Genomic DNA, 23961 nt, shown 5'->3' with positions numbered 1-23961 from the left:
AAAGTGAATTGGCCCGGTTCGCCGCGCCGAGGTGTTCGGGGGACGAGAAAAAACGGGCAGGGCAGCTGCCTGGGAGTGCCTCCGTGACACGGTCGCGGGCGACGCTGCGTGATGGCCGGAACGGAGATGATCTTCGTCACGAATGCGGTGCCGTCGGCGTGGAATCCTTGCCATTCGCGGAAAAGCGGTCGGGCCGGTGGCCGCGTGCCGTGTCACCGGAGCGGAAAGCACGCCTGGGACGCTGCCGGGCACCGGTGTCGCGAGCCGTGCGGTTGCGGCCGTGAGCCGGAGTTCCGGCCGCGCACGTCGGCGCAGGTGTGAGCCCGGCGGCGGGTCGCGGGGCGGACGGGAAGTGTCGTTCGCCCGCACGCCCGGTGAGCTTTACATCGAACTAGCTATTGTCAATCGAGCTGTACACCCTCTATGGTTCTGTAAACCAGCCAACGGAGGAGGGTGCGATGACCGGAGCAACGATCCCCGCGGGGTCGACCGAGCAGTGGCGCGACCGAAAGCGCTACCTGTGGCTGATCGGCCTGGTCGTGCCGTCCCTGGCGTTCCTCGCCATCGGCCTGCACGCCGCGACCGGGTGGGGCGTCTGGTTCTGGATCGGCCCGATCGTCATCCTCGTCGTGGTCCCGCTCGTCGACCTGCTCGCCGGCCTCGACCGGACGAACCCGCCCGACGACGTCCTCGAGCGGCTCGAGAAGGACCGCTACTACCGCTGGATCACCTTCGCGTTCCTGCCGATCCAGTACCTCGGCTTCGTCGCGGCCCTCTGGCTCTGCGCCCGGGGCGACCTGTCCGTCGTGGACAAGGTCGGGCTGGCGATCTCCATCGGCTGCATCGGCGGGATCGGCATCAACACCGCGCACGAGCTGGGGCACAAGAAGGAAAGCCACGAGCGCTGGCTGTCGAAGATCGCGCTGGCGCAGAGCTTCTACGGCCACTTCTACATCGAGCACAACCGCGGCCACCACGTCCGCGTGGCGACGCCGGAGGACCCGGCGAGCAGCCGCGTCGGCGAAAGCTTCTACCGCTTCTGGCCGCGCACGGTCTTCGGCTCGCTGAAGTCGGCCTGGCGCCTGGAGCGCAAGCGCTACGCCCGCCGCGGCAAGCACCCGTACCGCCTCGGCAACGACGTCGTCAACGCCTGGCTGATGTCGACGGTCCTCTGGGGCGCGCTGATCGCGTGGCTCGGCGTGGGCATCCTGCCGTACCTGGTGATCCAGGCCGTCGTCGGTTTCTCGCTGCTGGAGGTCGTCAACTACATGGAGCACTACGGCATGCTGCGGCAGCGCGTCGGCGCGCCCGGGAAGCGCCGCTACGAGCGCGTGGATCCCAGCCACAGCTGGAACTCCAACAACATCGCCACCAACGTCCTGCTCTACCACCTGCAGCGGCACAGCGACCACCACGCCAACCCGACGCGGCGCTACCAGACCCTGCGCGACTTCGCCGAGTCGCCGGTGCTGCCCACCGGGTACGCCGGGATGATCGTGCTGGCGCTGGTCCCGCCGGTGTGGCGCCGCGTGATGGACCCGCGCGTGGTCGCCCACTTCGACGGCGACCTCTCCCGGGCCAACCTCCAGCCGAGCAAGCGGGACAAGCTCCTCGCGCGCTACGGGACCCGCGTCACGAGGGATGTCCGCGAGACGGCCGACCTCCACGGCGACGCCACCGAGGGCGGCATGTGCCCGGGCTGCGGGTACGTCTACGACGAGAAGCTCGGCGACCCGCGCGAGGGCTTCCCGGCCGGCACGCCGTGGTCGGCGATCCCGGACTCCTGGTGCTGCCCGGACTGCGGCGTGCGCGAGAAGGTCGACTTCGTCGCGCCGGGCCGGGTGGGTGCGTGATGCGGATCGAAGCGGACCGCGGCAAGTGCGACGGCCTGGGCATGTGCGAGGCGATGGCGCCGGACTTCTTCGAGGTGGGCGACGACGGCACGGTCGTCGTGCTCGACGAGCGTCCCGCCGAGGAACACCGGACCGACGTGGCCGCGGCCGTCGACTCCTGTCCCGTTCACGCCTTGAAGCTGCGGTGACCCTCGTCGTCGCCGGCGCGTCGCTCGCGGGGCTGCGCGCGGTGGAGTCCGCGCGCCGCACCGGGTACCGCGGCCGGATCGTGCTGGTCGGTGCCGAGGAGCACCTGCCCTACGACCGGCCGCCGCTGTCGAAGGCGTTCCTCGACGCCGGCGGTTCCGGTGAGGTGACGCCGTTCCACCCGGAAACCGTGCTGCGGGACGAACTCGGCGTCGAGCTGAGGCTGGGTGCCCCGGCGGAAAGTCTCGACACCGAAGCGCGCGAAGTGACTGTCGCGGGCGCGGCCGTGCGTTACGACGCTCTCGTCATCGCCACCGGCGCGACCGCGCGCAGCCTCCCCGGGGCGCGCACGCTGCGGACGGCCGAAGACGCCGTCGCGGTGCGCGCGGCGCTGGACGACGGCGCGCGCACGGTCGTGATCGGCGCCGGGTTCATCGGCTCGGAAGTCGCGTCGGCGGCCCGCAAGCGCGACCTGCCGGTGACGATCGTCGAGGCGTCGGCCGTCCCGCTCGCCCGCGCCGTCGGGGCGGTGGCCGGCGCGGAACTGACCTCGCTCCACCGCGAAGCGGGGACCGAGCTGCGCCTCGCCGCCGAGGTCTCCGGGGTCACCGCCGACGGCGTCCGGCTGGCCACCGGCGAAGTCCTGCCCGCGGACCTCGTGGTCGCCGGGATCGGTGCGGCGCCCGCCACCGGCTGGCTCGAAGGCAGCGGGCTGACGCTGCACGAGCGTGACCGCGGCGTGGTGTGCGACGCAACGCTGTCCGCCGGACCGCCGGGCGTCTACGCCGCGGGCGACGTCGCGCACGTGGCGAACCCGCTGTTCGACGGCGAGCCGATGCGGCCGGAGCACTGGACGAACGCGGCCGAGCAGGGTGCGGCCGCCGCTCGCCACGCGCTCGACCCGGCGTCGGCGCGGCCCCTCGAAGCCGTACCGTACTTCTGGTCCGACTGGTACGGCCACCGGATCCAGTTCGTCGGCACCCCGCGCGCCGACGAAGTGGTGTCCGCCGGCGGCGTGACGCTGTACCGCCGCGGCGACCGGATCGTCGGCGCGCTGACCGTCGACCGCCCGCGCGAGATCATGAAGTACCGTCGGCGCGTCGCGGCCCGGGCCGCTTGGGCGGAGGCGCTGGCCTTCGCGGGCGCGGCCTAGGATGGCGACCATGAGCGCCGCACTCCCGGCCCCCCTCGAAGGGGGTCAGCACCGGCGGCCGATCATCACCGCGGCGATCGAGCTGACCGCGCGGTCGGGCTGGCCGTCGGTCACGATGGCGCGGCTGGCCGAGGTCGTCGGCGTGAGCCGCCAGACCGTCTACAACGAGATCGGGTCCAAGGCCGCGCTGGCCGAGGCGATGGTCGCGCACGAGCTCGACCGGTTCCTCACCGTCGTCGGCGCCGCGTTCGACCGGCACGAGGACGACCTGGTCGAGGCGATCTACGACGCCGTCCGCGCGGTCCTCGAGCTGGCCGACGACAACCTCCTGCTGCGCGCGATCGCCTCCGCCTCGCACGGCACCGCCCCCGAGTTGCTCCCGCTGCTGACCACCGACGCGGGCCTGCTGCTCACCCAGGCGAAGGCGATGCTGACCGAGCGTGTCGCGGCGTATCGGCCGCCGTTCTCGGGCGAGCGGCTCGGCGTGCTGATCGACCTGGTCGTCCGCACGGTCCTCAGCCACGTCATGCAGCCGTCGGACACCCCGGCCCGCACCGCGGACGCGCTGGCGTGGGTCGCGGCCCGCGTTCTCGGCGTGGACGCGACCCCGCCGCTGCGGCACCGCTGACTCAGCGGAGGCCGTGCCGGTCCAGCCAGGCCGAGATCTCCGCGGCGATCTCCTTCGGCCGGTCCTCCTGGGCGTGGTGCCCGGCTTCGCCGCAGGCGACGACGTCGAGCGCGGCGATGTTCTCCCGGCACCACCGCACCAGCTTTTCGCCGCTGAGCAGCGTGGGGGAGCCTTCGAAGGTCATGAGCAGCTTCGGTGTGCCGTCGCTGGTCTTCAGCCACTCGCCGTAGGCCTCCATGCGGGGGAGCAGCTCGGCCGGCTCGCCGCCGATCGGCAGCTGGCGCGCCCACGCGAGGATCGGTCGCCGGCTCTCCGGCGTCGGGAACGGCGCGAGGTACGGCTCGAGATCGGCCACCGGTGTGCGCACCCCGCCGGTGAACGCCTGCCGCACGAACAGGTTCTGCTCCAGGACCAGTTCTTCGCCGACGCCGGGCGTGCGGATCTTCCGCGTGCGCTCGGCCGCCTGGGGCGAAAGCTCGTCCCAGGCCATCGGCCTGAGGATCGTCTCGAAGAAGGCCACCCCGCGGACGCGGCCCGGGTGCCGCGCGGCGTGGTCGAAGGCGAGCGCGCCACCCCAGTCGTGCCCGACGAGGACGACGTCGTCCAGGCCGAGCGCGTCGAACCAGGCGTCGAGGTAGCCGGCGTGGTCGGCGAAGGAGTAGGCGATGTCGGGCTTGGCGGAGCGGCCCATCCCGATGAGGTCGGGCGCGAGCAGCCGCCCGCCGCCGACGTGAGGGAGGATGTTCCGCCAGCCGTGCGACGAGCCGGGGTTGCCGTGCAGGAAGACGATCGGGGTGCCGGTGCCGGACTCTTCGTAGTGGAGGTCCATGTCTTGTCCCTTCAGGGATCCAGGGGAGTGTCGAGGAGGAGGGTGAGCTCGCGGGCCAGGGCCGCGGTGCGGTCGCCCCGCCGGCCGCCGAGGGGTGCGAGGAGCCGGTCGAGCAGCTCGGCCACGGTCGCGATCGCCGGCTCGACGACTTCATGGCCGCGGTCGGTGAGCCGCAGCCGGATGGTGCGGGTGTCGGCGGCGTCCCGGGTGCGCTCGACGAGACCGTCGGCGTCGAGGGTGCGGGCGAGCTTCGAGACGTAGAGCGCTTCCAGGCCCGTGTGGTCGGCCAGTTCCCGCTGGCTCGGGGTCGTTCCGGCGCGCTCCAGGCCGAAGAGCGAGGAGAGGAAGACGTACTGGGCGTGCGTCAGCCCCACCGGGGCGAGGGCACGGTCGACGGCCACCCGCCACTTCATGGAGAGTCGCCAGACCAGGTGCCCCGGAGTGCTCATGCCAGATACAGTACATGGCTACTAAGTACATGGCTACTATTTGGTTCGACGCCGGGCCGGCCCCGGTTCGGCGCGGGTCAGGCGGCGAGTTCCCGGATGCGGTCCATGGCCGCCCGGACCTCGGTGAACCCCGTGGTGAGCGGGCTCAGCCCGACGCGGATGCCGTCCGGACGGCGGAAGTCGATCAGCACGCCGTGCTCGATCAGCACCCGGGAAAGCCGTTCGGCGTCCGGGTGCCGGAGGGTGACGTGCCCGCCGCGGCGGGCGTCTTCGCGCGGCGAAGCCACCGTGAAGCCGAGCGGAGCGAGCCATTCGTCGGCGAGGGCGAGCACCCACCGTCCCAGCGCGACGGCCTTGGCCCGCACGCGCTCGATCCCGGCCTCGGCCAGCAGCGCGACGCCTTCCTGGACGCCCACCATGCCCAGCACCGGCGGCGTGCCGGACAGCGCGCGGCGGATGCCGGGCGCGGGCACGTAGTGCTCGGCCATGCCGAACGTGTCGGCCGCGCCCATCCACCCGGTGATCGGCTGCCCGAACTCCGCGTGGTGGCGCGCGTTCACGTAGAGGAAGGCGGGCGCGCCGGGCCCGGCGTTGAGGAACTTGTACGTGCAGCCGACGGCGAAGTCGGCGCCACCGGCGTCCAGCTCGACCGGGATCGAGCCGACGCTGTGGCAGAGGTCCCAGACGGTGAGGGCGCCGCGGTCGTGCACCAGCCGCGTGATTCCCGCGAGGTCGGCGATCGCGGCGGAGCGGTAGTCCACATGGGACAGCACGATGGCGGCGGTCCGCGGCCCGGCGACGGCGGCGACGTCTTCGGGGCGGACGTCACCACCCTCGATCCACCGGACCGTGTGGCCGAGTTCGGCGGCGACGCTCTCGACGAGGAACCGGTCGGTGGGGAAGTTGGCGGAGTCGGTGACGATCTCGTCGCGTCCCGGCCGGAGCGCGGCCGCCGCCCGCAGCGTCTTGTAGAGGCACACGGACGTCGAGTCGGCGACGATGGTCTGGCCGGGCGCGGCGCCGAGCGCGACGCGGCCCAGCTCGTCGCCGATCCGCTCGGGGAGGGCGAGCCAGCGCTCCTCCCAGGAGCGGATCAGCCGGGCGCCCCACTGGTCGGCGACGAGCTCCTGCAGCCGCTCGGCCGTCGCGCGCAGGGGACGGCCCAGCGAGTTCCCGTCGAGGTAGGCGACGACGCCGGGATCGGTGATCGGGACGAAGCGGTCGCGGAACGCGGCCAGCTCGTCCGCGGCGTCGAGGCGCGCGGCCTCCTCGAGCGTCGTCAGTGCTCCTTCTCCTTGACCCGAACGGTTTCCTTGCGCACCTCGGCCTGCGTGGCGCGTTCCCGCACCAGCCAGTCGGGGTTCTCCGTCTTCAGCGCCTCGATCTGCTCGGTGGTGAGCGCCTCGGTGATCCCGCCGCGGCTGAGACCGCCGATGGAGATGCCCAGCTTCGCGGCGACGACCGGCCGCGGGTGCGGGCCCGTGCGGCGCAGTTCGCGCAGCCACTCGGGCGGGTCGGTCTGCAGCGCGTTCAGCTCGTCGCGCGAGACGACGCCCTCCTGGAACTGCGGGGGCGTGGCTTCGAGGTACACGCCCAGCTTCTTCGCCGCCGTCGCGGGCTTCATCGTCTGGGCGGTCTTGTGCGACGTCATGCCGTCCAGGGTAGCCAGCGCCCCGCCCGGTAGCCTGACCCGGTGACCTCGTTCCGTCTCGCGTACGTCCCGGGCGCGACGCCCGCCAAGTGGGTGCGGACGTGGGCCGAGCGCCGGCCGGGCGTGCCGCTCGAGCTGGTTCCCGTGGCGGCGGCCGACGCGACGGAGCTGATCCGGGCGCGCGGCGCGGACGCGGCGCTGCTGCGGTCCCCGATCGACCGCGACGGCCTGCACGCGATCCCGCTCTACACCGAGACGACGGTCGTGGTGGTCGCCAAGGACCACCTGATCGCGGCGGCGGACGAAGTGTCCACAGCGGACTTGGCGGACGAGGTCGTGCTGCAGCCTCTGGATGACACGATCGAGTGGACTTCGCTCCCGGGACGGCCCGCGGTCTCGCGGCCGGACTCCACGGCGGACGCGGTCGAGCTGGTGGCCGCGGGGGTCGGGGTGCTGGTGGTCCCGCAGTCCCTGGCCCGCCTGCACCACCGCCGAGACCTGACGTACCGGACGGTCGCGGACGCGCCGCAGTCGAGCGTGGCGCTGTCGTGGCTCGAGGACGAGACGTCGGACCTGATGGAGACGTTCATCGGGATCGTGCGCGGCCGCACGGTCAACAGCACGCGCGGGCGGCAGGCCGCGCCGGCGGCGGCTCCGGCGGAGAAGAAGCGTCCGGAGCGCAAGCCGGCGGCGAAGTCCGCCGGGAAGCCGGCGCGGCGAGGCGGCGGGGCCCCGAAGCGCGGGAAGCCGCGCCGCAAGTCCTGAGCACGCCTGCCCCGCCGGGCCGGGTGTGCGTCAGTTCGTCGAGTAGACGCAGTTGCCGTCCACCCGGTCGGTCAGGTCGGGGTCGTCGAACCACAGGCCGTCCTCGCCGAGGTACCGGAACTGGAGCACGGTTCCCGGCGGCACGTCCACCGACGCCGACCGGCGGCCGTTGGAGCGGGTGGTGAGGTGGTGGCGGCCGGGCGTCCAGTCGTTGAACGACCCGACGACGCTCACCCGCCCGGGCGGTGCCCCGGCCGGGAGGCTGAACGTCACTCGCTGGGTGCCGGCCCGGCTCTTGCTGGTCTTGATCACGCGGCGACGGCCTTTCGGAGAGGGGAACAAAGGGGGCGTGCTCGGCACTGAGCGCCGACATGATGGCACACCCGTAACGGTCTGGTCACCCGCAGTGCCCGAAGGAATTACCCAGCCGCTCAACGGTTCGCCACCGACCGGGTGGTCCTGCCGCGAACCATGATCATCTTGCTGCCGGACGTGCTTTCCGGTGCGAGACTGAGTGCCGTGACCGTCGCCGCCGATCGTCAAGTCAAGGACCCGTGTGCCTGGCTCAGCGCCGTCACCCTCGAACTCGCCGGCGTCCACCCCGCCGACACTCGCGGGGTGCTCATGACGGTGTGGGACGGGCTGGTCGCCGCCCGGCTGGCCGGGCTGCACGCCGCCGGGGCTTCGCCCCGCTGGCGGGCCCGGCAGCCCCACGCCGAAGCGGTCGAGTTCGATCTCGCGCTCCAGCTGGCCCGCACGTGCACCACCGGCCCCGGCCTGGCCATGCCCGCCCGCCTCTCCGGAGCCGCGGTCGCTTGGCCCGGCGAACGGGCGGACGCCGCCGTCGCCGCCATCGTCTCCTTCTGCGCCACCGCCGAAACCATGCTGCGCCGGGCCGGCGAGCTGACCCCGGTGTGGGAGGACAGCCTGCTCGGGCCGGTCCTGCTGACCCGCTGGCTCGCCGACTCCTGGGCCGGCCGCCACACCGGCGTGCCGCTCCGGCTGCCGGTGCCCCCGCCGGCCTGGTGGCGCTGACCGCCGTCCGTCAGGGGAAGGCTGGGCCGGCCGAACCCGGCGCCGGGCGAAAGGAGGCCGGGGTGGCCGCATCAGCTGTCCCGCCCACGAGACTCCCGCAGGCGACCCGCGTGGCGATCCGCGAGGTACTGCTGGCCGAGCTGCTCTCGGCCCGTACCCGGGCGCGCGCGGCCGGGTGCCCGCCGGAGGTCCTGTTCGACGCCTTGGACGCACGGTTGCGCTCGGCGGCGACCGAGGATTGCGGCGTGTCCATCGCCGGTTTGCGTTCGGCACGCGCCGAGGAAGACTTGCCGGGCGCGCGGTTGTGTTCAGCGGCCGAAGACCTCCAGGACGGTCGCCACGATCCGCTCGAGCCTGGCCTCGTCGGCGAGAGCGGTGGCTAGCCAGTCTTCGCGCGTGGATCCGTGGTGCGGCAAGCGATCCAACGCGTCCCCGGTCGAGCCGAACACGCGCCGGACGACCGCGGTGACCGCCGTCGCGGGGTCCTGGCCGCGGTCCAGCCTGGCCTCGATCGCGCGCAACGCCTCCTCGGCCCGGCCCACCAGCCTCGCGTCGTCCGCTTCGTCCGGGCCGACCAGGCGCAGCGGGGTGGGCTCGGCCGCGCCGTCCGCCGGCATCGGGGCGACGGGCGCCCGCTTGTGCCCGAGGGGGCGCTCGACGTGCTCGGCGTGCCACTTGGGCCGGCTGCGCATGGCGGCCAGGACCGTGCGCACCTCGAGATCGAGCGTGTCGCGGCCGGCCGGCGGCGCCCCGGTGACTTCGGCGCGCCGCGCGGCCCAGCCGTCCAGCGGCCACAGCTCGGCGCCCGCGGTCGTCGGGACCCCGGCCCACACCAGGATCTGGACGGCGAGGTCGCACAGCCACGGGTCGCCACCGAGGGCTTCGCTCAGCCAGGCCGGCAGGCGGGGCCGTTGCAGGGCCCCGATCTCGCCGCGCCGCCGCCGGTGCGCGTCGACCGTCGCCGGGCTCAGCCGGGTCGCCAGCCAGCCGTCGAGGTTCTCGATCGGGTCGGTCGCGCGCCGCAGCGCGTGCTCCACGACGGCTTCGACGTCGTCGTGGAAGCCGTCCAGGCAGTCGGGCCGCAGCCATTCGAGTCCGCGGGCGCAGTCCGGGTGCCGCCGCTGCCGTTCCAGCGGCTTGGTGATCCGGGTGAAGACCAGCGGCCAGGCGACGGAGTACACCGCGCCGCGCAAGCGGGCGAGGGCGTCGGGCGGGGCGGTCGAAGCCGAGCCGGCGAGGCGGCCGTCGCGGGCCAGCCGGCGGACACCGGCGACGTCCGCCGGCCCGATGGGCGCGTGCGTGGTGTCGAGCAACTCGTCCTCCCCGATGTCGTCGACGGGGAAATGGTCGGTCAGCCGGGGAACGGGAAAAGGCCGCGGACTGGCCGAATCACGCCGGAACTGGCCGATGACTGGCCACCGGCGGAATCACCTGATCGGCGCAGCCCGCACCCCCGATCGCGCGGAAGTCCGCGTGCCACAATCGAAAACCCATGGCACACGAGGACGGGTTGCTCCGCGAGCTCACGACTTTGCGCCGCGGCTGGGGATTGGAAACCGAACGGCTGCGGGGCCGTCTCGGCCCGCTCGTTTCCGGCTGGTGCGAAATCCACCGGACGGCGAACGACCGCGAAGCGCGTCGGGTGCTGCGTGACGCCATTTCCGCCGCGATCGCCGAGTTCCCGGCGGACGACCGGCTCGCGGTCAACGTCGCGCTGGGCATCGCCCCCGGCGCGCAGCACGCGTTGCTCAGTGACCGCGTCGGGGTCCTCGCGGACCGGTTGCGGGTGTCGGAACGCACGGCCCGGCGCCGGATCGACCGGTCGTTCGCGCGCCTGGCCGCCGAGATCGAGGCCGGCCTGCGGCCCGGCGACGGCGTGCCCGACGACCCGGACCGGGGCTGGTTCGTCAAGCGGCTCCGCGCCATCGTGCGGCTGGACACCGCCGAGCCGGAGCTGATCGAAGAGCGGCAGATCGTGGCGACGCGCGACGGGCTGAACCGGATCTCCGCGCAGTTCACCGTGCCCCGCGTCGAGGACGGCGGCGACGGCGAACGGCGGGTGGCCGCCGACGCCCAGCACGGCGTCCGGATCACCGACGCCCAGCGCGTGGGCCAGCGGCACTTCCGCTGGCTGCTCGACCTCCCGCGGCCGCTGGCGCGCGGGGACACCCACACCTACGCGCTGGTGATCCGGGTCCGGGACGGCCTGCCCATCCGGCCGTCGTACGTGTTCGTGCCCCTGGTGACGTGCGAGTCGTTCACCGTGCGGGTCCGGTTCGACCCCCAGCGGCTGCCGTGGACGGTGTGGCGGCTGGACCGGGTCCCGCCCTCGGTGCTCGCCGACCCGGCCAAGCCGGGCCCGGCGCTGACCCTCGACGGTGCGTGCGAGGTGGCGCAGGAGTTCGCCGCTCCGCAGCTGGGCTACGCGTACGGGTTGCGCTGGGTACCCCACGACGTCGCGGAGCGAAATATTCCTTGACCTGAATATTCTGATAGGTGAATACTCACGTTCGTGAGCACTCCACCCCCGGACGGGATCGCCGCGGCGCTGGGCGACGCGGCGCGCTGGCACATCGTCGAGCTGCTCGCGGAGCGTCCCCGGTCGGTCGGCGAACTGGCCGAGCTGACCGGCCTGCGGCAGCCGCAGGCCACCAAGCACCTGCAGACGCTCGCCCGCGCCGGGCTCGTCACCGTGTTCCCGCTGGGGCAGCGTCGCGTCTACGCCCTCGAAGCCGAGCCGCTGCGGGCGTTCGCGGGCCGGCTGGCGGATCTGGCGAAGGCGACCGAAGCGCACGAAGGCGAGCGGGACGTCGTCGCGCGGTACCGCGCGGCGATCGAAGAGGACATCGTGGCCGCGGACCGCGATCAGTGGGCGGACGGGCGGGAGTTCGCGTTCGAGCGCCTGCTGGCCGTGCCGCGGGACGACGTCTGGCGGCACTGGACGGATCCGGAGCTGCTGGCGTCGTGGTGGGTTCCGCCGTCGATGACGGTCACCGCCTGCGTTCTCGAGCCGCGGCCCGGCGGCCGCGCGGTCCTCGCTTACCGCGACGCCGACGGCGAGTACCACGCCGAAGGGTGGGTGCGCCTCGCGACGGAGCCGGGGCGGCTCGCCTTCGACCTCGCGGTGACCGGCGAGGCGTCCTTCACCGGCCACTACGACCTCGAGCTGGTGTCGGTGCCGGGCGGCACCCGGTTGCGGCTCGGCCTGCGCATCACCGCGACGACGGTCGGGGCGGTGTCCGCGATCGCCGGCATCGAGACCGGCTGGGATCAGGTGCTGGACCACCTCACCGACGTACTCCTCGAAGGAAAGGGCGGACGGCCATGACCGGTCGCAGGATCACCGCGAACTTGAGCGTGACGCTCGACGGCCGCTACCACGGTCCCGGCGGGCCCGCCGACCTGGGCGCGATAGTGGCGTACGCGACGACCGAGGTCGCGCGACGGCACCTGGACCGGATCCACGAGGGCGCGACGACAGCGGTCCTGGGTCGCCGCAACGCGGAAGGTTTCCTGGGGTTCTGGCCATCGGTGGCGGCGGACGAGAACGCCGACCCGCGTGACCGCGGCTACGCGAAGTGGCTGGTGGACGCGGAAAAAGTTGTCTTCTCGACTACATTGGCCGAAGCGCCGTGGGAGCGCACCCGCCTGGTGAACGCCCCGGCCGCGGACGTGATCACGGATCTGAAAGCCACCGGATCGGGTGACATCCTGATCAACAGCAGCGCAAGCATCATCAAGCCACTATTGGCGGCAAACTTGATCGACCGCCTCTACTTGATGACGTGCCCGGAGATAGCGGGAGGAGGTCCCCGCCTGTTCGACGACGGCCTGCCACCCTCGAAGTGGCACCTGTCCCACCACGAAACAGGCGACCAGGGCGAAACAGCGGCAGTCTACGACCGCATCCCCTGAGTCCTTTGTAGACACAAACGAAGCCCGGCACGCAGACCCGACCACGGCCCGGGGGCGAACAACGAGACGGGACCACCACGTGCCGGGGGTCCGGGGGTTGTCCCCCGGGTGGATACTGCGGGCACCGGGAGCAATCCCAGCGGGATTGCGAACAGCAATCCCCGCCTCGGGTGGGGCGGGCGGGGCTCGAACCCGCGGCCAAGGGATTATGAGTCCCCTGCTCTAACCAACTGAGCTACCGCCCCCTGGCCCCGGCGCGCAGGCGGCACGGGGATTTGCATTCGCACAGAAGACTCAGTTCGCTTCAAGTTATCACAGCGGCCATCCGGGGAGATCCGGTAGGCCAAACAGGTTGAAGTGGCCACCGACCGGCGCAGCCTCGTCTAGGTTGCAAGGGCGTCGCCGCTGAACGGAACGGCGGGAGGGTGAGCGATGGTCACGGCACCGCAAGCCACTCCGCACGATCCGTACGCGCTGCGGTTGGCGCTGCTGGACGCACTCATCGCCGGGGCGGGCCTGGGCTACCTGGCGCACCAGTACCGGGAGGCGCTCGTGGCGAACCTCGCGGCCATCGGCCTGGCCCTGCTGTTCACGTTCGCACTGGGCTACGTGCTCCGCGCGGCGGCCCGCGTCCTCCGCCGAGCGAACCGGCGCGTGGACGCCATTTTCGCCGAGGAACTGCGGAAGCCGTCGCCCCGCCCGCGCTGAGTCACGGATTCCGCTCAGGTTCCGCCGCCGCCGGTCGTCGTTGTGGTTGTCGGATCCGGCTGGGTGGTCGGAGCCGGAGGTGTGGTGGTCGCCGGCGGCGTTGTCGTTGTGGGTGGCGGCGTTGAAGTGGTGGGCGGTGGCGTCGCCGAACCGTAAGCCGCGTAGGTGAACCAGATCTGGCCGAACGTCTTCGGCGCCGTCTGCGTGAACATCGCCCGCACCTGGAACGTGGTCGCGGTGTACGAGCCCAGCACCGTGTTGAGCACGAACGCGTTGAACGGGCTCGGCGTGTTCGGCGACACCACGATCGCTTCCGGCAGCTTGCCGAGGCTGTGCGTAACGGTGCAGAAGCCGTTGCCGTCGGTCACGCAGGTGGCCTGCGCCGCCTGGACGATCGGCGCCGGCGACGGCCCGACGGCGGCCGAAGCGCCGGCGAAGGCCACCGCGCCCGCGGCCACCACCAGGGTGCCGGCCAAAGCTGCGAATGCTTTTCGCGTCATGATGATCCCTCCCTCGGGCCCCTGGAGTCGCCCGGCCGCGCTCCGCCGTTACGCCGTCCACAGTGGACTGCTCACGCCACCCGGTACCAGCAGGTGCCGATCGACCCGGAGCTGCTCAGCTCCATCGGCTCGAGCCGCACCAGCGTCCCCCCGGGGTGGTCGAACAGCCGCACCCCGTCGCCGAGCAGGACCGGGGCCACGTGCACCAGCACCTCGTCCAGCAGACCCGCTTCCAGGCACCGCCGCGCCGTCGTCGCACCCAGTACCGCCACGTACCCGTCCCCGGCCGCCGAACACGCCGCCGCCACGGCCTTGCCCAGGTCGTCGACCAAGGTGAACCCCGGTGCCGGCTCGGCGGAGCGGGTCACCACGAAGATCGGGCCCTCCCAGCGGCCGCCGTACACCCGGCCCTCCGCCGTTGTCGCCGGTGCGTACGTGTGGTGGCCCATCACCACCGCCCCGAGCTCGCCGAGAAGTCGCGAAACGGCCGGGTTCGGGCCGGTGTGCAGGCCGGCGAGCCACGTCATGTCGTCGGCGGGCCCGGCGACGAAGCCGTCGAGGGACATCGTGATGTGGTAGAGGACCTTGGCCATGGTGGCGCCTTCCGTAGGGGGTACCGGTACTGACCGGCCCCACCCGGAAAGCTCATCGGTCAGGCGGGCACGAGTTCCGGCGAAGCCGAGCGCGCGTACCGGCGGGCCAGCGTCGCGCACACGATCAGCTGAATCTGGTGGAACAGCATCAACGGCAGCACGATCAGCCCCACCTGCGCGTGCCCGAACAGCACCGTCGCCATCGGCAGGCCGCTGGCCAGGCTCTTCTTCGACCCGCAGAACACGATCGTGATGCGGTCGGCGCGGGCGAAGCCCAGCACGCGAGCGCCCCAGCCGGTCGCGCCCAGCACCGCCGCGAGCAGCACGCAGCACACGCCCACGAGCACCAGCAGGTGGCCGGCGTCGAGCCGGTGCCAGATGCCTTCGACCATGCCCGCGCTGAACGCCGTGTAGACCACCAGCAGGATCGAGCCGCGGTCGAACAGCTTGAGCGGCGCCGAATTCCGCGTGATCCAGTCGCCGATCCAGCGCCGCGCCAGCTGGCCCGCGACGAACGGCGCGAGCAGCTGCAGCACAATGCCGAGCACGGCCGAACCGTCGACGCCGGCGCCGTCCCCCGACAGCAGCAGCGCGACCAGCAGCGGCGTGAGCACGATCCCGGCCAGGTTGGACAGCGACGCGCTGCAGATCGCCGCCGCGACGTTGCCGCGGGCGATCGACGTGAACGCGATCGACGACTGCACGGTCGAGGGCAGCACGGCCAAGAACAGCACACCGGCGGCGAGCTGGGCCGGCAGCACCGACGACGGCAGCAGGAACAGCGCCAGGCCGAGCAGCGGGAACAGCACGAACGTCGCGGCCAGCACGACCGCGTGCAGCCGCCAGTGCCGCAGCCCGTCGAGGGCCTCCTGCGTGGACAACCGGGCGCCGTACAGGAAGAACAGCAGCCCGACGGCGATCGTGGTGGCGGTGCTGAAGCCGTCCGCTACGCCGCCCGAAGCGGGCAGCAGCGTGGCGACCCCGACGGTGGCGAGGATGGCGAGGACGAACGGGTCGAGTCTGAGGCCTGTTCTGGCCGGCCCGCCGCGTCCCCCGCGCGAACGGCCAACCGGCGCAGAAGTCATGCGGCGGGCGACGGCTGAACAGGTCTCACTGAACCGGGACATGGATCTCCTTCCGGAGCCATTTTCGGCGACGCCGCGTTCATTGTGAACCCCGATGACCGGACTGACTGTCATCGCGGATCGCGATAAAGTGACCCGGTGCTGGACCCGCGCCTGTGCCGTTCGTTCCTCGCCGTCGCCGAGACGCGCAGCTTCACCGCGGCCGCGCGGCGGCTGGGGGTCGGCCAGCCGACGGTCAGCCAGCACGTCCGGCGCCTGGAGCGCGACTCGGGCGGCCTGCTCTTCGCCCGCGACACCCACACCGTCGAGCTCACCGCGCGCGGGCAGGCGATGCTGGGGTTCGCGCAGACGATCGTCGACACCGAAGAGCGTGCCGAGCGGCACTTCCGCGGCGCCGAGCTGCGCGGCCGCGTGCGCTTCGGCGTCTCGGAGGACTTCGCGCTCGGCGAGCTGCCGGAGATCCTGCACCGGTTGCGCCGCAGCCATCCGCTGGTGGACGTCGAGCTGACCGTCGAGCTGTCGGACGTCCTCGCGCAGCGGCTGCGCGCCGGTCAGCTGGACCTGGTGCTGGGCAAGCGCCGCCCGGGCACCCACCACGGCCGGCTGCTCTGGCGCGAGCCGCTGGTCTGGATCGGCTCGGCGGCGACGGTGCTGGAGCCCGGCCAGCCGGTGCCGCTGGTGCAGTACCCGATGCCGTCGATCACGCGACAGCTCGCGGTGGAGTGCCTCGAACGCGCGGGCCTGGAGTGGCGGGCCGCGTGCCAGACGTCGAGCCTCACCGGTCTGCGTGCCGCGGCGGCGGCCGGGCTCGGCGTCACCCTGCACGCGCGCAGCCTGGTGCCCGCCGACCTCATCGAGCTCGACGGCCTGCCCGAGCCTGGCGAGATCGAGTTCATGCTGCTGGCCCGCGAGTCGACCGAAGGGCCGGCCGCGGCCCTGGAGGAGTTCGTCCTGGACCGCGTGCGGCGCTAGTCCTCTTCTCCCGTCAGGAGTCTTCGGAGCCGGGCCAGCGCGCGGTGCTGGGCGACGCGGACGGCGCCGGGCGTCGAGCCCACCGCCGAGGCCGTCTCCTCCGCGGACAGCCCGACGACCACCCGCAGCACGACGATCTCCCGCTGCTTCGCGGGCAGCACGTCCAGCAGCCGCGCCAGCCGTTCGTTCAGCTCGAACCGGAGGGCGTGCTGCTCCGGACCGTCCGCTTCGGACACTCCGTCGGGGACCTCCGGGACCGGGTCGGAGCGGTTGCGGGCCGCCGCGCGGTGGGCGTCGGCGACCTTGTGCTGGGCGATGCCGTAGACGAACGCGAGGAACGGGCGCCCCTGGTCGCGGTAGGACGGCAGCGCGGTCAGCACGGCCACGCACACCTCCTGGGCGACGTCGTCGGCCGAGGCGAACGAGCGCTCCTGCCGTCCGACGCGGGCCCGGCAGTAGCGGACCACCAGCGGCCGGATGGTGGCGAGCAGGCGGGCGGTCGCGGCGTGGTCGCCGGCGATGGCGTCGGCGACCGGCTCGTCGTGCCGCCGCCAGTGCGCGGGGAACGCCTCGGGGGGCTGCGCCGCGGCTATCTCGCGGACGAGGGCGCGGCTGCGCACCCGGAGCAGGGTGCCCTCCACGTCGAGGCCGGACCGCAGCGAGTCGTGCAGCGCGGCGTTGGACTCCCGCAGCAGCTCGGTGATCGCGGGGTTCCCGTACTCGGTTGCCGGCATGGTGCTCACCCTTCCCTGTCCCGCTGATCGCCGGGCGGTGCGGCCCGGTGGCGCCTGAGGCGTTCCCGCACGTGGCGGAGGTTGGAGCGGACGGTCGCGGGCGCGATGCGCAGCGCCTTCGCGATCTGCGTCGGCGTGAAGCCGTCGAGTGACCAGGCGAGGACCAAGCGCTGCTGCCCGGGCAGGGAGGCGAGCAGGTCGATGAGCCCCGCGTGCTGGTCGACCAGGGCGGCCAGCTTCTCGTCGTCCTGTGGATCGCCCGCCGCGGTCCAGTCGGTGCGCGCGTCGTCCACCGCGTCGAGCAGCCGCCCGGCGACGCGGCGGACCCAGGCTCGCGGGTCTTCGAGGGTCGGCCACGCCTCCAGCGCGTGCAGCATCGCCTCGGCGGCGATGTCGCGGGCCAGCTCGGCCTCGAACCCGGCTTTGCACAGGAACGCCACGAGCGGGGGGAAGTCGGCGCGGAAGAACGCGTCGAAATCGTCGTCAGCCCACACGGACCCCTCACCACCCCTCGCCTCCACTGGAACAAGTGCGCTGAGGTGACCGCTACGTGTAACGATTCGATCAAGACTGCTCGGTAGGAGTAATGAACTGCTCCGGATCGGTGACGACCGGTGACGAATGGGTGCGGGCATCTCGGGTACCCAAACTCGATGACTCCACGGGACACGACCCATCGCCCGCCGCTCCCGGTCCGGATCGAGGCGGCTGTCGCCGGCGGCCGGAGACGCGCGCGCCGAGCCGCGAACGGCGGATTCCGGACACCGGCCCGCTGACGGCGGCCCGGCACACCCCGATCGGGAAAGCCGTGCGGGTGCCGGGAAAAGCGCCGGTTGCCGGCGACCGCCGCGCGGCCGCGCCGGAGTCCGCTCTCGCCGATCGGGTGACGTGATCGACATCGAGATCCCGGGAAGGAAGGCGTACTCTCATGTGTTGCAGTCTTGGTTGCCCGGAGGGTGAGCCGGGGACCGAAGCCAAAACCCCCTTGACCGACGCGGTTAAGCTCGCGCGTCCGCAGCGGTCAAGTCGGTTGACGCGCCACGACAATGGGAAACAGTAGAAGCAGAGGGAGGTGAACGAAGGAAATGGAAGCCACGATGACGGGCTGGGCGGAACTCGCGGCCTGCAAGGACGAGGACCCGGAACTGTTCTTCCCGATCTCCGCCATGGGCCCCGGCGCCCGGCAGACGGCGCAGGCCAAGGCCGTGTGCGCACGCTGCCCGGTGCGCGCCGAATGCCTCGGCTACGCGCTCGACAACGGCCTGGACCACGGTGTTTTCGGCGGGACCACCGCCGAGGACCGACGCCGGCTGACGCGTACCGCGCCGCAGCGGCACCGAGCTGCTTGATCCGCTGCCCGGTGACCTCTTCCCGGCGGCCAGGAAGCCGAACACCGAAATCGGAAGAATTTCTTTCCGGATGGTGTGCGCCCGGGCGGGTGATTCCCCGTGAATCATCCGCCCGGGCTTTTTCACGCCTTCACGGGTGAGCGATGCACTACCGAATGCACGCGCCGGTCATCGGTGCGATACCGGTCGCGGGCACCCGAGGTCATCGTGCTCACTCGTCGCGCCAGGTTTCCGGCAGTCCCCACACCGCCGCCGGGACGGACTCGAAGGCGGCCAGTTCCGTGATCAGCCCGTCCTCGACCGTCAGCAGGGACACCCCGAACCAGCGGTACTCGTCCTCGCCCGGGCGCCGGAGCCAGGTCGCGACCGCGGGCTGGCGGTTGGCGCGCGTCGGCCGCATCCGGAAGCGGCCGACGCAGTGCGGTGACGCGGGGTCGAGCGACAGTGACAGCGCCCGCACGATCGACGCGCCGCTGTCGAACCACAGCGCGTACGGCGGCATGACGGCGCGGGCCTCTTCGTGCAGCAGCCGGGCGACCGCTTGGGGATCGCCCGCTTCGTAGGCCGCGATGAACCGCTTGAGCAGCGCGGTTTCCCCGGCCGTCGCGGTGCCGGCCGTCCATTCGGCACGGTGCGCGGGCAGCCGCTCACGCAGGGTCGCCCGGGCGCGCTGCAGCGCGCTGTTCGCCGACGCGACGCTCGTCTCCAGCAGGTCCGCCGTCTCCTTCGCCGACCAGCCCAGGACGTCCCGCAGGACGAGCACTGCCCGCTGCCGCGGCGGCAGGTACTGGACGGCCGCGAGGTAGGCCAGCTCGATCGTCTCCCGCTCGACGACGACGGCGTCCGGCCCGGCCTCGTCCAGCAGCCGGTCCGGGACGGGTTCGAGCCACGGCAGGTCCAGTGCGGCGAGGGGACCCTCGGGTTCGCCGGCGGGCCCGAGCTGGTCGGGCAGCACCCGCCGCGGCCGCCGCGCGAGGACGTCGAGGCAGGCGTTCGTCGCGATCCGGTACAGCCAGGTCCGCACGCCGGACCGGCCTTCGAACCGGTCACGGGCCTTCCACGCGCGCAGGAAGGTCTCCTGGGCGAGGTCTTCGGCGTCGCTCAGCGAGCCGAGCATCCGGTAGCAGTGCACCTGGATCTCCCGCCGATGCCGTGCGACGACCGTCTCGAAGTCCGGAACGTGGCCCACCCGCGCACGCTAGCGCACACGGGCGGCGGGAGTCAGGTTTCGCGACGGCGGATCCGGCCGCTCGCGCGGCCGTTCCCGGGAGCTGGGAGAATGCCCCCGTGAGCGGAACGGTGCTGGTACTGGGCGGACGCAGCGAAATCGGACGGGCGGTGGCGGAACGCCTGGCCGGCGACCACCGGCGGTTCGTCCTGGCCGCCCGGCCGGGCGCGGACCTGACCGCCGCCACGGCCGCCCTCCGCGGAGTCGGGGCCGAGACCGTCGAGACGGCCGAGTTCGACGCCGACGACCTCGCCGCCCACGGCCCCTTCCTCGAGAAGGTCGCCGCCGAGCACGGGCCTGTGGACGTCGTCGTGCTCGCCTTCGGCATCCTCGGCGACCAGGCGCGCGCCGAAGAAGACGCCGCCCACGCCGCCGCGATCGTCCACACCGACTACGTCGCCCAGGTCGGCGTGCTGACCCACGCCGCGAACCTGCTGCGCGCCCAGGGTCACGGCAGCCTCGTCGTGTTCTCCTCCGTCGCCGGGGTGCGCGTGCGGCGCGCGAACTACGTCTACGGCTCGGCGAAGGCCGGCCTCGACGGCTTCGCGAGCGGCCTCGCCGACGCCCTCCACGGCTCCGGCGTCCACCTCCTGCTCGTCCGGCCCGGGTTCGTGATCGGGCGGATGACCGAGGGCATGAGCCCGGCGCCGTTCTCGAGCACGCCGGCGCAGGTGGCCGACGCGACCGTCGCGGCTCTGCGCAAGCGCCGCAGGGTCGTCTGGGTGCCCGGCGTACTCCGTCCGGTCTTCTTCGGAATGCGCTTGCTGCCGCGCGCGATCTGGCGCCGGATGCGGCGCTAGCCGCGCGGTTGTGGCCACGCCCACAGCACGTTTTCGTGTGCGCGCCGGTACTTTCCGTCGCGATATCGGCCGATCGGCTGGGATCAGCTCGGCCGATCGGGCAGCGTCACAGCATTTCGACAACTTTCTCAGCTGATTCCCAGCTAACCCGGTGATCCTCGAAGGTGGGGTCGGAGGTTCACCACAGGGAAGCAAGGGGAAGTGTAGTGCTGCTGTCGTCCCGGGGGCGTCGCCTCGGCGTGCGGGTCGCGCTCGGCGTCGTGTCGGCGCTGGTGCTCGGCGCCACCGGGTACGCCTGGGCGCAGCTGAGCAAGCTCGACCACGGCCTCGTCACGGCCAACGTCATTTCGCCCTCCGGGCAGGTCGAGGACGAAGACACCATGCCCGGCGAACCGCTCAAGGTCGCCCAGAACGTCCTGCTCGTCGGGATCGACGCGCGCACCGACGCGTACGGCAACCCGTTGCCGCAGAACGTGCTCGATGCCCTTCACGCCGGCAGCGGCGACGACGGCGGCGACACCACCGACACGATGATCGTGGTCCACATCCCGGCGGGCGGCGCCGCGGCGACGGCGATCTCGATCCCGCGTGACTCCTATGTGGACATCGCGGGCGGGTACGGCAAGCACAAGATCAACTCGGCCTACAGCCGTGGCAAGAACGCCGCGATGTCCGGGTTGCGCGCCCAGGGCCTGTCCGGCGCGCGGCTGGAGGTGGCGGCGAACGAGGCCGGCGCGAAGACCGCGATCCAGACGATCGAGAAGTTCACCGGGCTGACGATCAACCACTACGCGGCCATCAACCTCGCCGGCTTCGACGCGCTGTCGCAGGCCGTCGGCGGCGTCGAGGTCTGCCTCAAGGCCCCGGTGCACGACAGCTACTCCGGCGCGGACTTCGCGGCCGGCCCGCAGACGCTGTCCGGGGCGCAGGCGCTCGCCTTCGTCCGGCAACGCCACGGCCTGACCAACGGTGACCTCGACCGGATCGCGCGGCAGCAGGCGTTCCTCTCCGGGATGGCCAAGAAGGTGCTGAGCGCGGGCACGTTCACCGACCCGTCGAAGCTCTCCGCGCTGGTCGGCGCGGTGCAGGGCTCGGTCGTGCTGGACCAGGGCTGGGACGTGCTCAGCTTCGCCCAGCAGCTGCGGGGGATGAGCTCCGGGGCGATCGCGTTCGCCACGATCCCGGTGCAGAGCCTCTCGCTGGCGACGCCGTCCGACGGCGACGCGGTGAAGGTCGACCCGGCGCAGGTCCAGCAGTTCGTGCGCACGGCGATCAGCACGCCGGCGGTCCAGGCTTCGGGCGACGACATCACCGGCGGCGTCAAGCCGGTCGCGGCGACCGCCACGCAGACGTCCTCGAACGCGAAGCAGCCGGCGACCAGTACGGCCGCCGGCTGCGTGAACTGACTTCTTACACGAACGCGCTCTGCCCGGTGATCGCCTTCCCGACGATCAGCGTGTTCATCTCGCGCGTGCCTTCGAACGAGTAGATCGCCTCGGCGTCGGCGAAGAACCGCGCGACGTCGTAGCCGAGCACGATCCCGTTGCCGCCGAAGATCTCCCGGCTCCAGGCGACGACCTCACGCATCCGCGAGGTGACGAACGCCTTGGCGAGCGACGAGTGCTCGTCCTTGAAGATGCCCGCGTCCTGCAGCCGGGCGAGCTGCACGAGCATGCCCCACGACGCGGTGATGTTGCCGAGGCTCTTCACGAGCAGGTCCTGCACCAGCTGGAACCGCGCGATCGGCCGGCCGAACTGCTGCCGCTCCTGGGCGTAGGCGAGCGCGGCTTCGTAGGCGCCGATCGCCACCCCGAGGGCCTGCCACGCGACGCCGCCGCGGGTGGCGCGCAGGATCTCGGCGACGTCGCGGAAGCCGTTGATGCCCTGCAGGCGGTTCGCCTCCGGCACGCGGACGTCGGTGAGGGTGATCTCGGCGTTCTCGACGATCCGGAACGCGATCTTGCCCTCGATCTTCTCCGGCACGAAGCCCGGCATGTCCTTCTCGACGACGAAACCCTTGACGTGGTTGTCGTCGACGTCGCGCGCCCAGACGACGATGTAGTCGGCGAAGGTCGCGTTGCCGATCCACTTCTTGGCGCCGTTGAGGATCCAGGTGTCGCCGTCGCGCTTGACTGTGGTGCGCATGCCACCGGCCACATCGGACCCGCCGAGCGGCTCGGTCATCGCGAACGCGCCGATCTTGTCCATCGCGGCCATCTCGGGAAGCCAGCGGTCGCGCTGCTCCTGGCTGCCTCCACTGTAGATCGAGTACATCGCGAGTCCGTTGTGGACACCGAAGAACGTCGCGACCGACGCGTCCGTGCGGCTCATCTCCATCGCCATCATGCCGGTGAGCAGGTGGCTGACCGCGGGCTTGTGCTCGCCGTAGCCCTCGTAGGGCAGGCCGGCGAGGCCGCTCTCGCGGAACATCCCGATCAGTTCCTTCGGGAAGGTGCCGGCTTCCCAGTTCTCGTTCACCAGCGGCTTGACGTCGTTGGTCATGAACTCGCGGGCCTGGACGAGCAGCTTGCGCTCGTCGTCCGGGAGCAGCGCCTCGAAGTCGTAGAAGTCGGCGGTCAGCTTGTCCTTGAGCGGTTCCATGTCAGTTCTCCTCCACTGCGTGTAGCACTGCGAGCTGCTTGCGGTCGCGCGTCTCGGCGAGTTCCGAGTACGTGGAGGAGCCGTAAGCCTGTTCGACGGCTTCGATGAGCCGTTCCTGCTCTTCCGGGCTCTGGCTGGGGGTGCCCAGGCCGGCCCACATCTTCTTCATGGACTTGCCGATGTGCTCGGCCATGTGCCGGTAGCCGCCGGGGCCGCCACCGAGGTGCGAGCCGAGGAACGGCCCGACGGTCGCCCAGCGGATCCCGAGTGAGTTCGTGATGACCTTGTCCAGGTCCTCCGGCGTCACCACGCCCTGCTCGACGAGGTAGATGGCCTCGCGGCTCAACGCGTTCTGCAGCCGGTTGCCGACGAACCCGGGGATCTCCTTGCGCTCCACGACCGGCGTCCGGCGGAGGGAGGTGTAGAACTCGACGGCCTTGTCCACCGACTCCTCGCTGGTGTGCTCGCCGGGGACGACCTCGACCAGGGGGATCAGGTGCGGCGGGTTGAACGGGTGTCCGATGAGGACCCGCGTTCCGTCGATCTCTTCGGTGAAGGCCGTGGACGGGATGGCGCTCGACGAACTCAGCAACAGTGCGTGGGCCGGGGCTTCCTGCTCCAGCTTGGCGAACAGGTCCTTTTTGAACTCGACGCTCTCGGGTCCGTTCTCCTGCACGACATCCGCGTCCCGCACGGCTTCGGTGACGTCGGCGGCGATCCGGACCCGGCTCGCCAAGTCGGCGGCGGTCGTGCCGAGGTGCGGAGCGAACTGGGCCAGCGCCTCTTCGACGGCTTCGGCGAGGTCGGGACGGGGATCGGTGACCCGGACGGTCAGGCCGTGGTGGGCGAACAGTGCCGTCCAGGACAGGCCGATGGTGCCGGCGCCGATGACTGCGGCGTTCTTCACGACTGTGTCATTCATGCAAG

General features: G+C 72.0%; 29 protein-coding genes and 1 tRNA gene. 15 read left to right on the top strand and 15 right to left on the bottom strand.

Annotated elements, in window-relative coordinates; genetic code table 11:
- The first annotated feature begins 458 nt into the window (after positions 1-458).
- From ABZ342_RS01635 to ABZ342_RS01620, 4 genes are read left to right on the top strand one after another with little or no spacing between them, the layout of a single operon-like run.
- The gene (locus ABZ342_RS01635) at positions 459-1853 is read left to right on the top strand and encodes a fatty acid desaturase (protein WP_360468124.1); all 1395 of its coding nucleotides are present in this window, start codon (positions 459-461) and stop codon (positions 1851-1853) included.
- Positions 1853-2041 (top strand): ferredoxin, encoded by a 189-nt coding sequence (locus ABZ342_RS01630; RefSeq protein WP_360468123.1) that lies wholly within the window; start codon positions 1853-1855, stop codon positions 2039-2041. The genes ABZ342_RS01635 and ABZ342_RS01630 overlap by 1 nt, the downstream gene beginning before the upstream one ends.
- A complete protein-coding gene (locus ABZ342_RS01625) occupies positions 2038-3192 on the top strand; it encodes an FAD-dependent oxidoreductase (protein WP_360468122.1) in 1155 nt (384 codons plus the stop codon). Before ABZ342_RS01630 ends, ABZ342_RS01625 begins: the two co-directional genes overlap by 4 nt.
- A gap of 1 nt (position 3193) precedes the next feature.
- Positions 3194-3820, top strand: a complete 627-nt coding sequence (locus ABZ342_RS01620) for a TetR family transcriptional regulator (RefSeq protein ID WP_155545914.1) — start codon at positions 3194-3196, stop codon at positions 3818-3820.
- 1 nt (position 3821) lies between these two features.
- On the opposite strand, the gene ABZ342_RS01615 is transcribed toward ABZ342_RS01620, so the two are convergent.
- The 4 genes from ABZ342_RS01615 to ABZ342_RS01600 form a co-directional block, all read right to left on the bottom strand.
- Positions 3822-4649: a haloalkane dehalogenase gene (locus ABZ342_RS01615; RefSeq protein ID WP_360468121.1), complete on the bottom strand. Its 828-nt coding sequence runs from the start codon at positions 4647-4649 to the stop codon at positions 3822-3824.
- Between the two features lie 11 nt (positions 4650-4660).
- Complete coding sequence (locus tag ABZ342_RS01610) at positions 4661-5098, bottom strand: MarR family transcriptional regulator (RefSeq protein ID WP_360468120.1); 438 nt, start codon at positions 5096-5098, stop codon at positions 4661-4663.
- A 77-nt stretch (positions 5099-5175) separates the two neighbouring features.
- The gene (locus ABZ342_RS01605) at positions 5176-6381 is read right to left on the bottom strand and encodes an aminotransferase class V-fold PLP-dependent enzyme (RefSeq protein WP_360468150.1); all 1206 of its coding nucleotides are present in this window, start codon (positions 6379-6381) and stop codon (positions 5176-5178) included.
- A complete protein-coding gene (locus tag ABZ342_RS01600; protein WP_155545917.1) occupies positions 6378-6749 on the bottom strand; it encodes a DUF5997 family protein in 372 nt (123 codons plus the stop codon). Before ABZ342_RS01600 ends, ABZ342_RS01605 begins: the two co-directional genes overlap by 4 nt.
- A gap of 42 nt (positions 6750-6791) precedes the next feature.
- Here ABZ342_RS01600 and ABZ342_RS01595 point away from each other — a divergent pair, with 42 nt between their 5' ends.
- Positions 6792-7514, top strand: coding sequence for a LysR substrate-binding domain-containing protein (locus tag ABZ342_RS01595; protein ID WP_360468119.1), 723 nt, complete (start codon positions 6792-6794; stop codon positions 7512-7514).
- Between the two features lie 30 nt (positions 7515-7544).
- On the opposite strand, the gene ABZ342_RS01590 is transcribed toward ABZ342_RS01595, so the two are convergent.
- Complete coding sequence (locus ABZ342_RS01590; RefSeq protein WP_360468118.1) at positions 7545-7826, bottom strand: isoamylase; 282 nt, start codon at positions 7824-7826, stop codon at positions 7545-7547.
- 207 nt (positions 7827-8033) lie between these two features.
- On the opposite strand from ABZ342_RS01590, the gene ABZ342_RS01585 reads away from it, so the two are divergent.
- Together ABZ342_RS01585 and ABZ342_RS01580 are read left to right on the top strand one after the other, a co-directional pair.
- Positions 8034-8549 (top strand): hypothetical protein, encoded by a 516-nt coding sequence (locus ABZ342_RS01585; protein WP_155545920.1) that lies wholly within the window; start codon positions 8034-8036, stop codon positions 8547-8549.
- A gap of 62 nt (positions 8550-8611) precedes the next feature.
- Positions 8612-8932, top strand: a complete 321-nt coding sequence (locus tag ABZ342_RS01580; RefSeq protein WP_360468117.1) for a hypothetical protein — start codon at positions 8612-8614, stop codon at positions 8930-8932.
- Here the strand turns inward: ABZ342_RS01580 and ABZ342_RS01575 are convergent.
- A complete protein-coding gene (locus ABZ342_RS01575; RefSeq protein WP_360468116.1) occupies positions 8858-9862 on the bottom strand; it encodes a hypothetical protein in 1005 nt (334 codons plus the stop codon). The genes ABZ342_RS01580 and ABZ342_RS01575 overlap by 75 nt on opposite strands.
- Positions 9863-10041: 179 nt before the next feature.
- Between ABZ342_RS01575 and ABZ342_RS01570 the strand changes: the two genes are divergently transcribed.
- The 3 genes from ABZ342_RS01570 to ABZ342_RS01560 are packed head-to-tail and all read left to right on the top strand — an operon-like array spanning position 10042 to position 12464.
- On the top strand, positions 10042-11028 hold the full coding sequence (locus ABZ342_RS01570; RefSeq protein ID WP_360468115.1) for a hypothetical protein: 987 nt from the start codon (positions 10042-10044) through the stop codon (positions 11026-11028).
- A gap of 33 nt (positions 11029-11061) precedes the next feature.
- The gene (locus ABZ342_RS01565; protein ID WP_360468114.1) at positions 11062-11877 is read left to right on the top strand and encodes a metalloregulator ArsR/SmtB family transcription factor; all 816 of its coding nucleotides are present in this window, start codon (positions 11062-11064) and stop codon (positions 11875-11877) included.
- Entirely contained in the window at positions 11874-12464 is a 591-nt protein-coding gene (locus ABZ342_RS01560; protein WP_360468113.1) for a dihydrofolate reductase family protein, read from the top strand. The genes ABZ342_RS01565 and ABZ342_RS01560 overlap by 4 nt, the downstream gene beginning before the upstream one ends.
- Before the next feature lie 171 nt (positions 12465-12635).
- On the opposite strand, the gene ABZ342_RS01555 is transcribed toward ABZ342_RS01560, so the two are convergent.
- Positions 12636-12709, bottom strand: a tRNA-Ile gene (locus ABZ342_RS01555).
- A gap of 187 nt (positions 12710-12896) precedes the next feature.
- Between ABZ342_RS01555 and ABZ342_RS01550 the strand changes: the two genes are divergently transcribed.
- Positions 12897-13172, top strand: coding sequence for a hypothetical protein (locus tag ABZ342_RS01550; protein ID WP_155545924.1), 276 nt, complete (start codon positions 12897-12899; stop codon positions 13170-13172).
- A gap of 14 nt (positions 13173-13186) precedes the next feature.
- Here ABZ342_RS01550 and ABZ342_RS01545 read toward each other — a convergent pair whose 3' ends face one another.
- The 3 genes from ABZ342_RS01545 to ABZ342_RS01535 all read right to left on the bottom strand — a co-directional run bounded on the left by ABZ342_RS01545 (position 13187) and on the right by ABZ342_RS01535 (position 15350).
- A complete protein-coding gene (locus tag ABZ342_RS01545; protein WP_360468112.1) occupies positions 13187-13672 on the bottom strand; it encodes a hypothetical protein in 486 nt (161 codons plus the stop codon).
- Positions 13673-13743: 71 nt separating this feature from the next.
- Complete coding sequence (locus ABZ342_RS01540) at positions 13744-14265, bottom strand: dihydrofolate reductase family protein (protein ID WP_360468111.1); 522 nt, start codon at positions 14263-14265, stop codon at positions 13744-13746.
- Positions 14266-14324: 59 nt separating this feature from the next.
- Positions 14325-15350, bottom strand: a complete 1026-nt coding sequence (locus ABZ342_RS01535) for a bile acid:sodium symporter family protein (RefSeq protein ID WP_360468149.1) — start codon at positions 15348-15350, stop codon at positions 14325-14327.
- A 138-nt stretch (positions 15351-15488) separates the two neighbouring features.
- Between ABZ342_RS01535 and ABZ342_RS01530 the strand changes: the two genes are divergently transcribed.
- Positions 15489-16322 (top strand): LysR substrate-binding domain-containing protein, encoded by an 834-nt coding sequence (locus ABZ342_RS01530; protein WP_155545925.1) that lies wholly within the window; start codon positions 15489-15491, stop codon positions 16320-16322.
- Here ABZ342_RS01530 and ABZ342_RS01525 read toward each other — a convergent pair.
- Positions 16319-16843, bottom strand: coding sequence for a sigma-70 family RNA polymerase sigma factor (locus tag ABZ342_RS01525; protein ID WP_230862951.1), 525 nt, complete (start codon positions 16841-16843; stop codon positions 16319-16321). The genes ABZ342_RS01530 and ABZ342_RS01525 overlap by 4 nt on opposite strands.
- Positions 16844-17061: 218 nt before the next feature.
- On the bottom strand, positions 17062-17550 hold the full coding sequence (locus ABZ342_RS01520; RefSeq protein WP_155545927.1) for a sigma-70 family RNA polymerase sigma factor: 489 nt from the start codon (positions 17548-17550) through the stop codon (positions 17062-17064).
- Positions 17551-18141: 591 nt separating this feature from the next.
- Between ABZ342_RS01520 and ABZ342_RS01515 the strand changes: the two genes are divergently transcribed.
- Complete coding sequence (locus ABZ342_RS01515; protein WP_155545928.1) at positions 18142-18405, top strand: WhiB family transcriptional regulator; 264 nt, start codon at positions 18142-18144, stop codon at positions 18403-18405.
- Positions 18406-18616: 211 nt separating this feature from the next.
- Here the strand turns inward: ABZ342_RS01515 and ABZ342_RS01510 are convergent, their stop codons facing one another.
- Entirely contained in the window at positions 18617-19594 is a 978-nt protein-coding gene (locus ABZ342_RS01510; RefSeq protein WP_360468110.1) for an RNA polymerase subunit sigma-70, read from the bottom strand.
- A 98-nt stretch (positions 19595-19692) separates the two neighbouring features.
- Between ABZ342_RS01510 and ABZ342_RS01505 the strand changes: the two genes are divergently transcribed.
- Both ABZ342_RS01505 and ABZ342_RS01500 read left to right on the top strand, forming a co-directional pair.
- A complete protein-coding gene (locus ABZ342_RS01505) occupies positions 19693-20433 on the top strand; it encodes an SDR family NAD(P)-dependent oxidoreductase (protein ID WP_360468109.1) in 741 nt (246 codons plus the stop codon).
- 206 nt (positions 20434-20639) lie between these two features.
- Positions 20640-21839 (top strand): LCP family protein, encoded by a 1200-nt coding sequence (locus tag ABZ342_RS01500; protein WP_360468108.1) that lies wholly within the window; start codon positions 20640-20642, stop codon positions 21837-21839.
- Between the two features lie 4 nt (positions 21840-21843).
- On the opposite strand, the gene ABZ342_RS01495 is transcribed toward ABZ342_RS01500, so the two are convergent.
- Both ABZ342_RS01495 and ABZ342_RS01490 read right to left on the bottom strand, forming a co-directional pair.
- Positions 21844-23034 (bottom strand): acyl-CoA dehydrogenase family protein, encoded by a 1191-nt coding sequence (locus tag ABZ342_RS01495; RefSeq protein WP_360468107.1) that lies wholly within the window; start codon positions 23032-23034, stop codon positions 21844-21846.
- 1 nt (position 23035) lies between these two features.
- Positions 23036-23956, bottom strand: a complete 921-nt coding sequence (locus ABZ342_RS01490) for a 3-hydroxyacyl-CoA dehydrogenase NAD-binding domain-containing protein (RefSeq protein WP_360468106.1) — start codon at positions 23954-23956, stop codon at positions 23036-23038.
- Positions 23957-23961: the final 5 nt, after the last annotated feature.

It is taken from the genome of Amycolatopsis sp. NPDC005961 (assembly GCF_040629235.1).
Classification (GTDB): domain Bacteria; phylum Actinomycetota; class Actinomycetes; order Mycobacteriales; family Pseudonocardiaceae; genus Amycolatopsis; species Amycolatopsis camponoti.
This window is presented reverse-complemented; position numbering and strand designations above follow the sequence as displayed.

Excerpts from the sequence above, each read along its gene's own strand:
- ABZ342_RS01635 (WP_360468124.1), top strand. The coding sequence starts at position 459 with ATGACCGGAGCAACGATCCCCGCGGGGTCGACCGAGCAGTGGCGCGAC.
- ABZ342_RS01630 (WP_360468123.1), top strand. The coding sequence starts at position 1,853 with ATGCGGATCGAAGCGGACCGCGGCAAGTGCGACGGCCTGGGCATGTGC.
- ABZ342_RS01620 (WP_155545914.1), top strand. The coding sequence starts at position 3,194 with ATGGCGACCATGAGCGCCGCACTCCCGGCCCCCCTCGAAGGGGGTCAG.
- ABZ342_RS01615 (WP_360468121.1), bottom strand. The coding sequence starts at position 4,649 with ATGGACCTCCACTACGAAGAGTCCGGCACCGGCACCCCGATCGTCTTC.
- ABZ342_RS01610 (WP_360468120.1), bottom strand. The coding sequence starts at position 5,098 with ATGAGCACTCCGGGGCACCTGGTCTGGCGACTCTCCATGAAGTGGCGG.
- ABZ342_RS01600 (WP_155545917.1), bottom strand. The coding sequence starts at position 6,749 with ATGACGTCGCACAAGACCGCCCAGACGATGAAGCCCGCGACGGCGGCG.
- ABZ342_RS01570 (WP_360468115.1), top strand. The coding sequence starts at position 10,042 with ATGGCACACGAGGACGGGTTGCTCCGCGAGCTCACGACTTTGCGCCGC.
- ABZ342_RS01560 (WP_360468113.1), top strand. The coding sequence starts at position 11,874 with ATGACCGGTCGCAGGATCACCGCGAACTTGAGCGTGACGCTCGACGGC.
- ABZ342_RS01550 (WP_155545924.1), top strand. The coding sequence starts at position 12,897 with ATGGTCACGGCACCGCAAGCCACTCCGCACGATCCGTACGCGCTGCGG.
- ABZ342_RS01545 (WP_360468112.1), bottom strand. The coding sequence starts at position 13,672 with ATGACGCGAAAAGCATTCGCAGCTTTGGCCGGCACCCTGGTGGTGGCC.
- ABZ342_RS01540 (WP_360468111.1), bottom strand. The coding sequence starts at position 14,265 with ATGGCCAAGGTCCTCTACCACATCACGATGTCCCTCGACGGCTTCGTC.
- ABZ342_RS01535 (WP_360468149.1), bottom strand. The coding sequence starts at position 15,350 with ATGACTTCTGCGCCGGTTGGCCGTTCGCGCGGGGGACGCGGCGGGCCG.
- ABZ342_RS01515 (WP_155545928.1), top strand. The coding sequence starts at position 18,142 with ATGGAAGCCACGATGACGGGCTGGGCGGAACTCGCGGCCTGCAAGGAC.
- ABZ342_RS01495 (WP_360468107.1), bottom strand. The coding sequence starts at position 23,034 with ATGGAACCGCTCAAGGACAAGCTGACCGCCGACTTCTACGACTTCGAG.
- ABZ342_RS01490 (WP_360468106.1), bottom strand. The coding sequence starts at position 23,956 with ATGAATGACACAGTCGTGAAGAACGCCGCAGTCATCGGCGCCGGCACC.